This window comes from Vibrio sp. 3-2(1) (assembly GCF_963887575.1).
Classification (GTDB): domain Bacteria; phylum Pseudomonadota; class Gammaproteobacteria; order Enterobacterales; family Vibrionaceae; genus Vibrio; species Vibrio anguillarum.
Genome location: NZ_CAWPGB010000006.1, coordinates 41,090 through 54,609, shown reverse-complemented (window position 1 = coordinate 54,609; position 13,520 = coordinate 41,090). Strand labels below are relative to the sequence as shown.

The window sequence follows — 13,520 nt, the reverse complement described above, 5'->3', positions numbered from 1 at the left end:
CGCCAGGCTTTGAATATTGTCTAACCAGACACGCTGCGGAGCGGTAGTTCAGTTGGTTAGAATACCGGCCTGTCACGCCGGGGGTCGCGGGTTCGAGTCCCGTCCGCTCCGCCACTTATTAAGAAGCCCTGCTAGTAATAGCTGGGTTTTTTTCGTTTGAGTAAAATAGCATTTTATTTTTTATCACTCTCACTGCCGTCTTCTAAAAATCAATTCCACGCATACTTACATATTCACTCCTTGTAATCCGTAACACTCTGATTAGCTAGGGCTCGCTTACCGGTCCGTAATTTTACTTGGCGCCCTTCTTCAATAATCATTGAACCTGTTTGTTCAAACTTGTTCGGCTGACTTTAAGCTATTGTGTGATTATTTGTGTATGTGAATGACTTTCTTTGGGGTGTGCGAGAGCCATCATCACACCTTCATTTGAATAGGGTTCGCCAGCTTTTTAAAATAAGTGTTACTAAAGCTATCCATAGTGATATTTCACCATAGTTCACAGCCTTAATTAGATCATATTTTTTAAATTGGTATTACAGTAGATATAGAGAGAGGAGCAACAAAGTAAAGATAGCAAAGCCGATGTTCTAGAACATCGGCTAGGGATAAAATTGATTTGATCAGTCATTACTGACAGTTTTCTTTCTAAACTGACGACTTTTCAGCTTGTTTTGCTTTGTCTATTAATGGGGTAATTGTTGAACCTTGAATAAGTATTGAGAACACCACGACAGCGTATGTCATAACAAGGATTATCTCTTTTACATCAATAAGCTTGTCTGGGATAACTAATATGCCAGATGGGATAGAAAGTGCCATTGCTAGTGCTAGCCCACCTCGTAGCCCTCCCCAAGTTAGTATCTTTATTGACCATGGATTGTAGGAGCGGTAACGCTTGAAGCCGATGTAAGAGAAAAAAACGCTTAGATAGCGAGCAGATAAGACAAGAGGAATGGCGAAAGCCATCAATATCCAGTCCTCTTCATGGAATTTGAAAAGTAGCATCGACATACCGATAAGTAGGAAGAGCACACCATTCAAAAATTCGTCAACCAATTCCCAAAAGTGGTCAAGGTGTTCTTCACTTTCTTTTGAAAAGCCAATGAAGCGTGTCCAGTTGCCAATCATTATCCCTGATACAACCATAGCTAAAGGTCCGGAAACATGAATAACATCTGCAAAAACATAGCCAGCAGTCGGTATACCAATGGTTAAAAGCAGTTCCATTGAGTGATCATCGGTGGCGCTGATGAGGTAGTGGAATAATAGCCCAAGAGCTAGGCCATACAGGATGCCCCCCATTGCCTCTTGAATAAACAACATAGTTACACTACCTATGGTTGGTGCTTCTGTACCAAATGCAATAGTGAAAATAGTGACAAAGATAACCAAACCAAAACCATCATTAAAGAGCGATTCTCCCTCGATTTGGGTTGAAATACGTTTTGGTGCATCTAACTTTTTAACAATAGCTAATACGGCTATTGGGTCTGTTGGTGATATGAGTGCACCAAATAGCAGACAGTAAACGAGATCGAAGTGAATACCGATAAATTGGCAGAAGGCGTATAGTCCAAAACCGATGAAGAAGGTTGAAAATAGCGTTGCGCCTAGCGCAAGAACCGCAATTTCCCATTTCTGATCTTTTAGGTTGGGTAATTTGATGCCTAGGCCGCCAGCGAAAAGTAGAAAACCGAGTATTCCTTTGAGCAGAAAATTTTCAAAGTTAATACTGTTGACGGTTTCTGTCGCTATTTGAGTTAGATGAAACCAATCATTTTGACCTGCAACTAAGATCAATAATGACAACATCATCGATCCTGCTGTAATGGCGATAGTGGTTTGCATATTGCCTATCTTACTGTTTAGAAAGGCAATCAACATTGCTGCTCCTGATAGGAAGCATAAAGTGTAATAGACAGACATTGTTTTCTCGTCGTGTAACAAAATATGAATGAAATTCTCCTTGGATGATGTACAAATAGCAAACACTTTTTAGCCATGATTGCCGATGTATCAAACGATAATTAAAGTGAAGTTTAGACGTCTAGATTTCTAATGGTTATATGATAGGATGAGCGAATAACCAAAAGGAATGAGGCTGTACTGTGGGAAGAGAAGTTAGAAGTCAAATTGAAGCTCAATTGCAACAGAGAATATTATTGATTGATGGTGGCATGGGCACCATGATTCAGAGCTATAAATTGGAAGAGCAAGATTACCGCGGAGATCGCTTTGCCCATTGGCCAAGCGATCTGAAAGGAAATAATGACCTTCTCGTCTTGACGCAGCCTCAGTTAATCAAAGAAATTCATAGTGCTTACTTGGAAGCAGGTGCTGATATCCTCGAGACGAATACCTTCAACGCGACGAGCATCGCAATGGCCGACTACGATATGCAAGCCATTAGCGATGAGATCAATTTCGCTGCTGCAAAACTTGCACGCGAAGCTGCTGACGAATGGACGGCGAAAACGCCTGAGAAACCTCGTTATGTAGCAGGAGTGCTAGGGCCAACAAACCGCACTTGCTCGCTCTCCCCTGACGTGAATGACCCTGGTTTTCGAAATATCAGCTTTGAGCAATTAGTTGAAGCTTACTCAGAATCAACACGTGCTTTAATTCGTGGCGGCAGCGACTTAATTTTGATTGAAACTATTTTCGATACTTTAAATGCTAAAGCCTGTGCCTTTGCGGTGGATTGTGTGTTTGAAGAGTTGGGTTACAAACTGCCCGTGATGATCTCAGGGACAATCACCGATGCCTCTGGTCGAACGCTTTCTGGGCAAACAACCGAAGCCTTTTATAATGCACTGCGACACGTTGAGCCTATCTCATTTGGTTTGAACTGTGCACTCGGTCCGGATGAATTGCGCCAATACGTTGAAGAGCTATCACGTATTTCCGAATGTTATGTCTCGGCTCATCCCAATGCGGGGTTGCCTAACGCATTCGGTGAGTATGATCTTGAAGCCGATGAGATGGCGCAGCACATCGGGGAATGGGCGCGAGCAGGATTCTTGAACCTTGTTGGTGGCTGTTGTGGAACCACTCCTGAGCACATTAGACAAATGGCAAAAGTGGTCGAAGGTGTGAAACCAAGAGCGTTACCCGATATTCCAGTGGCTTGTCGTCTATCCGGTCTAGAGCCGCTGACGATTACCAAAGAGAGCTTATTCATCAACGTAGGTGAGCGAACTAACGTCACTGGTTCTGCGCGTTTTAAGCGTTTAATCAAAGATGAGCAATATGATGAGGCGCTGCATGTTGCTCGAGAGCAGGTCGAAAACGGTGCACAAATCATCGATATCAATATGGATGAAGGGATGTTGGATGCGCAAGCTTGCATGGTCCGCTTTCTCAATTTATGCGCTTCTGAGCCGGATATTTCCAAAGTACCAATCATGGTTGATTCTTCTAAGTGGGAGGTAATTGAAGCAGGTCTCAAATGCATTCAAGGCAAAGGGATTGTGAACTCGATTTCCCTCAAGGAGGGAAAAGAGAAGTTTGTTGAACAAGCTAAACTCATTCGCCGCTATGGTGCTGCTGTGATCGTGATGGCGTTTGATGAAGTAGGCCAAGCGGATACCCGTGAGCGAAAACTTGAAATTTGTACCAAAGCTTATCGAATTTTGGTTGATGAGGTTGGTTTCCCTGCTGAAGATATCATTTTTGATCCCAATATTTTCGCGGTTGCGACTGGTATTGATGAGCATAATAATTATGCTGTGGACTTTATCGAAGCCGTGGCTGATATCAAACGTAATTTACCCTATGCGATGATTTCCGGCGGGGTTTCCAACGTCTCTTTCTCTTTTCGCGGTAACAACTATGTGCGTGAAGCGATCCATGCTGTATTCCTTTATCACTGTTTTAAAAACGGCATGGACATGGGTATCGTCAATGCCGGTCAGCTTGAGATTTACGATAACGTGCCTGAGAAACTGCGTGAAGCAGTCGAAGATATCATTCTCAATCGCCGCAGCGATGGCACTGAACGCTTACTGGATATTGCGGCTGAATATGCGAACAAAGGTGTCGGTAAGGAAGAGGATGCCAGTGCGCTTGAATGGCGTTCATGGCCAGTCGCAAAACGTTTAGAGCATGCGTTGGTCAAAGGTATCACCGAGTATATTGTTGAAGATACGGAAGAAGCTCGTCAAAATGCCACTCGCCCATTGGATGTGATCGAAGGGCCTCTCATGGATGGAATGAACGTGGTCGGCGACCTCTTTGGCGAAGGGAAAATGTTCCTGCCGCAAGTAGTGAAATCGGCGCGCGTTATGAAGCAAGCCGTTGCGCATTTAGAGCCCTACATCAACGCGCTTAAGCAAGCGGGTTCCAATAATGGCAAAATCCTTCTTGCCACAGTTAAAGGGGATGTACACGACATCGGCAAAAATATCGTTGGCGTCGTTTTGCAGTGTAATAACTACGAAATCATTGACCTCGGCGTTATGGTGCCATGCGAGCAGATCCTCAAAGTCGCGAAAGAACAGAATGTCGACATCATTGGGTTATCCGGCCTCATCACTCCCTCTTTAGATGAAATGGTGCACGTCGCTAAAGAAATGGAGCGACAAGGGTTTAAATTACCGCTTTTGATTGGCGGAGCAACCACCTCTAAAGCACATACCGCAGTTAAAATTGAGCAAAATTATCACCAGCCAGTTGTGTACGTGAACAATGCTTCGCGCGCAGTAGGCGTTTGTTCTTCGCTTCTTTCTGATGAGTTACGTCCTGCTTTTGTGGAAAAATTAAACATCGACTATGAACGCACGCGTGATCAACATCACCGTAAAACCCCCCGAACTAAGCCTGTCTCATTAGAAGTGGCAAGGGCAAATAAAGCGGTTATCGATTGGGATAACTATACGCCGCCAGTTCCGGCTAAATTGGGCGTACATGTGTTTGATGATTTTGATGTGGCTACCCTTCGTCGTTACATCGACTGGACACCATTTTTCATGACATGGTCATTGATGGGTAAATATCCAACGATTTTTGAACACGAAGAGGTGGGAGAGGAAGCGCAAAGTTTATTCCATGATGCTAATGCATTGCTTGATAGAGTTGAGCGAGAAGGGCTACTCAAGGCTCGCGGTATTTGCGCTTTATTCCCGGCCGCGAGTGTGGGAGATGATATCGAAGTGTATCGCGATGAATCGCGCACCGAGGTTGCTCATGTTCTGCATCACTTACGCCAACAAACCGAAAAGCCCAAAGGTTATAACTACTGCTTGTCCGATTACATTGCACCAAAGGAGAGTGGTAAACGAGATTGGATCGGCGCATTTGCCGTGACAGGCGGAATTGGTGAGCGAGAATTAGCAGACCAATATAAAGCGCAAGGCGATGACTACAACGCCATCATGATCCAAGCGGTAGCTGATCGTCTTGCTGAGGCTTTTGCGGAATATTTGCATCAGCAAGTTCGTAAAGAAATTTGGGGCTATGCTGCTGACGAAGAGTTGTCGAACGATGATTTGATCCGTGAGAAATACCAAGGTATACGCCCAGCGCCGGGCTATCCAGCGTGTCCTGAGCATACGGAAAAAGGCACCTTGTGGGAGATGTTGCAGGTTGAGCAAGCCATCGATATGTCTTTAACCACCAGTTACGCTATGTGGCCGGGTGCTTCGGTGTCAGGTTGGTACTTCTCGCATCCGGACTCTCGTTATTTTGCCATTGCACAAATTCAGCAAGATCAGATGCAAGATTACGCGCAACGTAAAGGTTGGAATGCACAAGAAGCGGAAAAATGGCTTGGGCCGAATTTAGATTAAGTAATAAAAAACAGGTTGGCTAAGCCAACCTGTTTTTTATTCAGCGTGTAACTACTCAATGTGGTTTTATCGTTCAAACAAATCTTGATGAAGTTTCTGAATTGCCGCTTTAGAAACCGACTCGTGTAATAAAAAGCAGAGGTTGTGCGGGCTGGCACCATAGCAAATCATACGCAAATTGAAATCTTCTAAGGTGCTAAAAACTTGTTTTGCATAGCCTTTGCTTTCACTCATGTTATTGCCGATCAGCGCAACTAAACACAGATTATGTTCGACTTCAACTTTACACAGCTCTTCTAATTCTAAGCGCACCGCTTGAGGCAGTTCAGGCGCTCCACCTGAGGTATCGGTTTTATCTAATGTTAATGAGACGCTGATTTCAGAGGTGGTGATCAAATCCACCGAAATTTTGTGTTTGGCTAAAATTTCAAACACCTTCGAAAGAAAGCCGTATGCGTGAAACATGCTAGCGCTGCGTAGCGTAACCATGGTTTGATTGCAGCGTAGGGTCAAGGCTCTAAATAGAGGTGAGCTTTCCACACGTTTACGGATCCAAGTGCCGCCTTTTTCAGGCTCTTTTGAGGAGCCGACAAACACAGGGATATCGTGGCGAAGCGCGGGCAGCAACGTCGATGGATGCAAAATCTTAGCGCCAAAGTTTGCCATCTCCGATGCTTCGCTAAAGCTTATTTCCGCAATCGGAGCGGCTTTAGGCGCAATGCGAGGGTCGGTCGTATAAATCCCCGGCACATCAGTCCAAATTTCTAAGCCAGAAGCTTGTACCGCTTCGGCGATCAAGGCCGCAGAATAATCACTGCCGCCTCGGCCCAATGTGGTTGTATTTCCTTGCTCATCAGCGCCGATGAAACCTTGAGTTACCACTACGTGTTGCAGACAAAGTGGTGTTAACTTCTCTTGGGCTAATTGCTGGATCTGTTCTAATTGCGGTTCTGCCCGACCGTAGTGATCATCAGTACGCAGCACTTCTCGAATATCAAAACGGATCGCATCCATGCCACGTTCACGCAGTAATTGCGTCAGAATGAAGGTCGACATTAACTCGCCACAAGCCACTAAGTGATCGGTCAGTTTTTTACTCGCTTGAAAAGAGGCCGCTTCTGCGACACTGGCCACCATATCTAAAATTGAGTGTACCTCTTTTTCAACTTGTAGCGGGTCGGCAAGTTTATCAATAATCGCATGATGAATATCAGCTAACTGCTTGATAATACTTAAGCGTTGATTGGCATCTTGTACGCCATTGGCTAATTCAACCAATAAATTCGTCACGCCAGAGCAGGCACTGCTCACGACTAATTTGGTCTCTGGATTATTTTCGATCACAGCGGCACAAAGGCTCATTGCTTCAAAGTTAGCAACGCTTGTTCCGCCAAATTTGGCGACATTGAATGCGCTCACGGCATTTCTCCCACGACTTCCTGAAATAAAAATAGTGTTGGTGTACCAACGTCCAATGTTTGAAGAGAGTTTTTCTAGAGCAAATAAAGAGGTGTTTTTATGATTGGTTTACCTCAGAAGCTCTTCATCAGGGTTGCTGATGACAGTTGAAGGGATTCAGCCCATTCAACCGATAAACCAAATCCACAACCTTGGTTTATCTCGGCACTGCTCCCCATTAATGTTTTGTATTGGAGTTGAGGCTCCACAAAACATCTGCCTGGGCAGTGCTCCTCTTCTGCTAGATAGCTCATTCATTGAACGTTTTTGAACTGTTAATGTCAATCGCTAATTAAGTCCAAATGTAAAATAAAATTAACCAGAGTGTGACACTGGTTTGACCTCTAGACTTCGGTCGAATTGTTGCATCAGCAGATTTGTTTTACTCTGGGTATTCGTATTTGGCCGCAAGCAAGGAGCAACTATGTCCATTACCAGTTTTAACCCACCCCAGCGAATTTTGATGGGGCCAGGCCCGTCAGATATTTACCCCCAAGTATTACAAGCGCTGAGCAGGCCGACCGTTGGCCACTTAGATCCGCTTTTTATCCAGATGATGGATGAGCTAAAGCAGCTGCTTAAATACGCTTTTCAAACGGAAAATGAGTTTACCATCGCGGTTTCCGCGCCGGGCAGCGCTGGTATGGAGGCGTGCTTTGTCAACCTGATTGAGCCGGGAGATAAGGTCATCGTGTGTCGCAATGGCGTTTTTGGCGAGCGTATGCGCGAGAATGTAGTGCGCTGTGGCGGAGAAGTGGTGCTGGTGGATGATGAGTGGGGAGCCCCCGTTTCGCTCGATAAAGTCGAGCAAGCCATACAGGCTAACCCTGATGCTAAAATTCTCGCATTTGTCCATGCAGAAACGTCAACTGGTGCATTGAGTGATGCGCAAGCATTAGGTTTGCTGGCTAAGCAAAACAACATGCTGAGTATTGTAGATGCGGTGACATCCTTAGGCGGCGTGCCACTTTATGTGGATCAATGGCAGCTCGATGCCGTCTATTCTGGGAGCCAAAAGTGCTTATCGTGCCCTCCGGGTTTATCGCCACTGACTTTTTCAGCGCAAGCGATTGAAAAAATTCAATCTCGCACAACCCCCGTTCAAAGCTGGTTTTTAGATCAAAGCTTAGTGCTTGGTTATTGGAGCGGTGCAGGCAAACGCAGTTATCACCACACTGCGCCAGTTAACAGTTTGTACGCATTGCATGAAGCCTTACTGGTGTTGAGAAACGAAGGTCTAGAGCAGGCTTGGGCACGTCATCGTGTGATGCATGACAAATTAAAGCAGGGCCTAGAAAAATTAGGATTTGAATTTGTCGTTGCTGAAGATTGTCGTTTACCGCAATTGAATGCGATCTATATTCCAACAGGGGTTGATGAGGCTAAAGTGCGAGCGCATTTGCTCAATCAATACAACTTGGAGATCGGCGCAGGCCTTGGCACTTTAGCGGGTAAAGCGTGGCGTATTGGTCTAATGGGGTATGGGGCGCGCAGTGAAAACGTGGCCTTATGCCTACGGGCGTTAGAAGAGTCATTAACAAATTAGCAAAAAAACACATAAGGGAGCATTTGCTCCTTTTTAGTGATGCTGATGCCGAACGTTGTTCGTCTCAGCATCAATCATAAAATTCATTTTTATTGTTAGCTCTTCCCTAGCGTGAGTGGAATACTCGTGATTGATGTCTTAAGATAAATTCTTCCGTTAATGGTTTAATTACTCCTATGAATATAAGTGGCATTTTGTGTATTTATAATAAATATACGATGCTAAAGTTTGTGGCCTAAATATTAGAACCGGTTTGGATGCTACTTTGTATTGTCATGGTATTGTAAAAAATGAACATTGTTCGATTGTTTTGGTTGACCATTATTTTATCTGCGTTAGGATAACCGCGCTGAGAAAGCATACTTATTATTAACTTTTTAGAGGTGCAATAGAAACCTATGGACTCGTCGAGTAGTCGATTATCCAAGTGTGGTATTTTCTGGTTAGTAGAAAAGCCTACGTTTTGTTGCCAACTTTTCATTTAAAGCCTCGCTTTTGCTAAGTTGGTATTCATACTAACGAAGCTCCTTTTCTTGTTCTCTCCTGTCAATATCACACTCTTTTTATAGAGTATCGTGTTTGTTTAAGTCGATCATATGATTTATTCAATACAGCGTTTCTACTGGCTAGAGCGTGAATGCTTTTGAATTTCTTGCGTGTCATCTGTACACCGCTAGAACTTTCGCAAGTACACGGCTTCTCTATTTGACTGACTTTATCTTCTCCTAACTTGCTTGTTCAAGGCGGGGAATGCTTGAGCTTGATGGTATAAGCTTATTGCAGCTCAGTTACGTGGATTTTCTGCATAATTTGGTTTCTTTGCCTTGATAGTTTCAAGGAGATACAAAGATGGTTATGTACAACACATCATTAGCTATGGGCAACCGGCTACCTGCTGCTCACTCTATTCAAACCGAAATGGATAACAACTTTATTTGTGTAGGCGCATCGCTATCTGTAGAGGCGGTGATTGCGATTCTACGCTCATCGTCCTTAACCGATAAGCGTTTAAACCTTATCTTTATCTCTGGTGATGCAGGTGAATACTTAGGATTTGTTTATTTAAGCAAGGTGGTGGTATCACAGATGAATATCATCATGAAAGATATTATGCACAAAAGCGATATTGCCGTATCGGCCTTAATGGATAAGGTTCAAGCTAGAAAGTTATTATTAGACAGTCATTTGCCTATGATTCCTATCATCGATAGTCGGAATCGAGTGATTGGCGCCTATTCTATATAATAAATATTAACAAACTTTAAAATAAGTCGCTCAACTTCACTAAATGAAATTTTAGTGAGATTGGAACAGTGTGCTTAAAATTTAAGTTATTCATTGAATACATTGATTCTAAAAATAAGCTTTAAAATTATTATGTTTATTTTTAAAGTTAAATATCGGCTGAGATATGATAATGAAATTACAAAAAATAGCGTTAGAACTCGCTGCGATTAATTTTAATCGTGACCCATTAAACTTAAATCAATTAATGGAACAGTATCCTATCGCTGATATTGCTCAAGTCTTCGCTGAGCAGTTGGCTAATCAGACCTTGAGCGAAGAGGATGTCTTTGAGCTGGTGCAATTGATGCCAATCGCTCGTCAAGCGGCGCTATTGGGGTATTTTTCTGAGCCTATCAGAGAAAAAGTGGTGGAGAGAATGCCGCTCGAAGCGCTTGCGAAAGTGCTTCAAGTTATGCCCCATGATGAAAGGGCTGACTTATATGCTCACTTGGATGAGACGCGCCAACCGCCGCTACTTGCTCTACTGGATCAACAAGAGCGGCAAGATGTACAACAACTTGCAGCTTACCCTCAAGGCTCGGTCGGCTCCATCATGACGACAGATTATGCGACGTTAAACGCTGATGATGATGTGCAGCAGGCGATTGCGCGTTTACGTGAAATGGCCAACGAGAGGGAAACCATCTATCAAGCGTATGTGATTGATAAACAGAATCGCTTACTTGGTACACTTTCGCTTAAGGATTTAGTGCTGGCACAACCGACCTCGCTTGTCTCTGACATCATGACCAAAGAGACAGTGTTTGTGCGAGCCGATGAAGATCAAGAGTGTGCAGCGCAAGCCATCAGTAAATACGATTTACTTGCGGTGCCTGTTTTTGATGAGCAATTTCGTTTGGTCGGTATAGTGACTTATGACGATGCGATGGACGTGGCCGAGCAGCAAGCGGATATGGATTTTCATAAAGTCGCTGCGGTTGGTTTTACCGGTAACCTTAAAGAAGCCAGCGTATGGCTAATGTACAAGAAACGTGTGTTTTGGCTGGTGTTGTTAGTCTTTGGTAATCTTTTTTCTGGTGCCGGTATTGCGTACTTTGAGGAGACGATTCAAACCTATGTCGCCTTGGTCTTCTTCTTACCACTGTTGATTGATAGCGGCGGTAATGCAGGATCCCAGTCAGCTACGTTGATGGTTCGAGCCTTAGCCACTGGTGAAGTGGTGATGAAAGATTGGCTATCCATGTTGGTGCGAGAGTTAGGGATTGCGGCGTTATTAGGGGCAACAATGGCCATTGCTGTCTCTTTATTGGGTTTTTGGCGAGGCGGCAGTGATATCGCTTTTGTCGTTGCGGTAACGATGCAAATTGTGGTGATTATTGGCTGTATTGTTGGAATGCTCCTTCCGTTCATTCTGAATAAGTTTAAGCTCGATCCTGCGTCAGCCAGTGCTCCGTTGATCACGACCATTGCGGATTCTATCGGGGTGATCATCTATTTCAGCGTTGCTACCATGGTGTTGGATTTTCCACCAGTGACGTAAGCCACTCATCCGGCAGTGAGATCTACTGGTTGGAGTGTGAAATAAGCCCAACGGTCAGAAGCTTTCTCTATTTTTGGGAAAGCTTTTTTTATGAATAAGGCTCATATGCTCGATTTAATTGGCAGACGAACGATCAGCCGAACTGGTTGGCGGGCTATATTGCACCTCACTGAAATCCATATTGGGGAACAAAAATGCGGCTTCGGAGCGAATTTGCTCGGCGCGGCTTTCGTCACCAATGCCTTGGTAAGCCAAGATCAGATTATTGTAAAAAGCAGGACGCGGTTTATGTTTTATGATGGCCAATGACCAGTCGATGTATGGCGTAATCAATTTAGGATCTTGATTATACAGGCCAATGTTGAGGTAAGTGCTGTAGACATCCCAATCAAAACGGTCTTTCCAAACCACAGGGTTCGTCACCTTTTGTAGGATATCCGGGTTCTTGGGTTGAGATTTCTCAAATTGGGTAAGCACGTAATTACTGTGCAGTGCGCTGAGCATATAAAAGCCAGTCAAAATCGGCACTACTAAACTCAATACTCGAAACAGGGATTTACTGATAAGGCCAAAAGGGGCCGAACGGTATTTAGCCACGCGTTGATCAACCCAAAAAAGCAGAATAATGAAGGTTATCCAATGAATGGCAGAATGGTAAAATGGGTATTCGAGTTGGCTGTGCAACACGATAGGGATGAAAAGGGCGAACATCGCAAGCCTGGTCCCTTTCTTGGCCGAATACATCCGCATGAGCACGAAAAGCATGGCCAGTGTGATCCCTAGCGTAGGTAACAAACCGCCTTCCACTGCCCAGAATAGTAATTCATTATGAGGATGATCCATCGACGCCAACCCCGGTTGGTAGCTAGGGTTTAATTGGTGTTGCCTTGCAGTATAAAGCAAATATTCAGATTCAAACTTGCCATAGCCATAACCCGTGAAGGGTTTTTCTATGACCATATCGATGGTTTGAGGAAAGGTATAACGGCGAGGGCTCTCTAAATCAGCCTTATTCTCTAGAAAATCGCCCGTGCCTTGGGAATAGACAGCGACAAACCCTAAAGCAATACCCAATAGCGTTGCAGCGCTCCATCCCCAAAACCGTTTAGGCGTCGAAAATTTAAATAGGTAAGGCAGAACAAAAAGCGTGCCGAGTGCCGCGCCAATCCAGCCAGTGCGTGAGGCTAATATCACCAGCAACGGTGCAGTGAGCAGTGGAGTGACATAAAGTAGGCTCACTTCGCTAACATGCTGATTGTACTTTTTCGGTTGACGAGCCAGTAAATAGCCGGACATAACTAGCCCTGTCGCGAGAAAGCTCGCCATCACATTCGGTTGCTGAAAAATGCCGTAAGGGCGGTTGATGAGGGTGTTGTAGCCAAAAATATTATCGGGTGAAAGCAAAAAGTATTGGTACAGACCAAATAGAGTTTCAATCAATACCGCGAGTACGATAAACCAGAGTAATCGCTGCTTATGTTTGTTACTAAAACGAAATTGTTGCAGCAATACAAAAAAAAGCAGCCCAGTCCATAGTCCTAACATTCGACTCAACGACGACTCAATTTGAGCATTCGTATAAAGCAGCGGAATCGTCATGATGGTACAACTGATGAAAAGACCGATGGTCAGTTTGGAATAGCGTAACCTACGGTTAGATGCGAGTTGATACAGACCTAATGAGAGCGTAAAACTAAGGGCAAGCCAAGTGGTTGGATTAAAAGATAAAGCTAGACCTGAGCCACCAGGGTTGGGCATAAAAAAATGCATTGCCAGTAAATAGAGAATGCCAATCGAAAGCAAAAAGGGTTTGTTTAAGGGGATGGCGGGTGTTTGTGCTTCAAGTTGTGTACCGCTTAGATGCAATGTTGCCATAGGTCTCGCGTTCCAATTAAAAGAAACCAGCAACCACTTGCTGGTTTCTTTACTTTACCGTTTT

7 protein-coding genes, 1 tRNA gene and 1 riboswitch are annotated in these 13,520 nt (G+C 44.3%); of the genes, 5 read left to right on the top strand and 3 right to left on the bottom strand.

Going from position 1 to position 13,520, the window contains the following annotated elements:
• The first annotated feature begins 37 nt into the window (after window positions 1-37).
• Window positions 38-114, top strand: a tRNA-Asp gene (locus AACQ79_RS01950).
• A 534-nt stretch (window positions 115-648) separates the two neighbouring features.
• Here AACQ79_RS01950 and AACQ79_RS01945 read toward each other — a convergent pair.
• The gene (locus tag AACQ79_RS01945) at window positions 649-1,995 is read right to left on the bottom strand and encodes a cation:proton antiporter (protein ID WP_013857902.1); all 1,347 of its coding nucleotides are present in this window, start codon (window positions 1,993-1,995) and stop codon (window positions 649-651) included.
• A gap of 116 nt (window positions 1,996-2,111) precedes the next feature.
• On the opposite strand from AACQ79_RS01945, the gene metH reads away from it, so the two are divergent.
• Window positions 2,112-5,789, top strand: coding sequence for a methionine synthase (metH, locus tag AACQ79_RS01940; RefSeq protein WP_170899654.1), 3,678 nt, complete (start codon window positions 2,112-2,114; stop codon window positions 5,787-5,789).
• A gap of 66 nt (window positions 5,790-5,855) precedes the next feature.
• Here the strand turns inward: metH and lysC are convergent, their stop codons facing one another.
• Window positions 5,856-7,208 (bottom strand): lysine-sensitive aspartokinase 3, encoded by a 1,353-nt coding sequence (lysC, locus tag AACQ79_RS01935; protein WP_017043419.1) that lies wholly within the window; start codon window positions 7,206-7,208, stop codon window positions 5,856-5,858.
• Between the two features lie 109 nt (window positions 7,209-7,317).
• Window positions 7,318-7,493: riboswitch (Lysine riboswitch) on the bottom strand.
• 178 nt (window positions 7,494-7,671) lie between these two features.
• Here lysC and AACQ79_RS01930 point away from each other — a divergent pair.
• The 3 genes from AACQ79_RS01930 (at window position 7,672) to mgtE (ending at window position 11,581) form a co-directional block, all read left to right on the top strand.
• Window positions 7,672-8,793 (top strand): pyridoxal-phosphate-dependent aminotransferase family protein, encoded by a 1,122-nt coding sequence (locus tag AACQ79_RS01930; protein WP_170899653.1) that lies wholly within the window; start codon window positions 7,672-7,674, stop codon window positions 8,791-8,793.
• 849 nt (window positions 8,794-9,642) lie between these two features.
• On the top strand, window positions 9,643-10,038 hold the full coding sequence (locus AACQ79_RS01925; RefSeq protein ID WP_017050669.1) for a hypothetical protein: 396 nt from the start codon (window positions 9,643-9,645) through the stop codon (window positions 10,036-10,038).
• Between the two features lie 166 nt (window positions 10,039-10,204).
• Window positions 10,205-11,581 (top strand): magnesium transporter, encoded by a 1,377-nt coding sequence (gene mgtE / locus AACQ79_RS01920; protein WP_088731551.1) that lies wholly within the window; start codon window positions 10,205-10,207, stop codon window positions 11,579-11,581.
• A gap of 114 nt (window positions 11,582-11,695) precedes the next feature.
• Here mgtE and AACQ79_RS01915 read toward each other — a convergent pair whose 3' ends face one another.
• Window positions 11,696-13,489, bottom strand: a complete 1,794-nt coding sequence (locus AACQ79_RS01915) for a PglL family O-oligosaccharyltransferase (protein WP_373433179.1) — start codon at window positions 13,487-13,489, stop codon at window positions 11,696-11,698.
• Window positions 13,490-13,520: the final 31 nt, after the last annotated feature.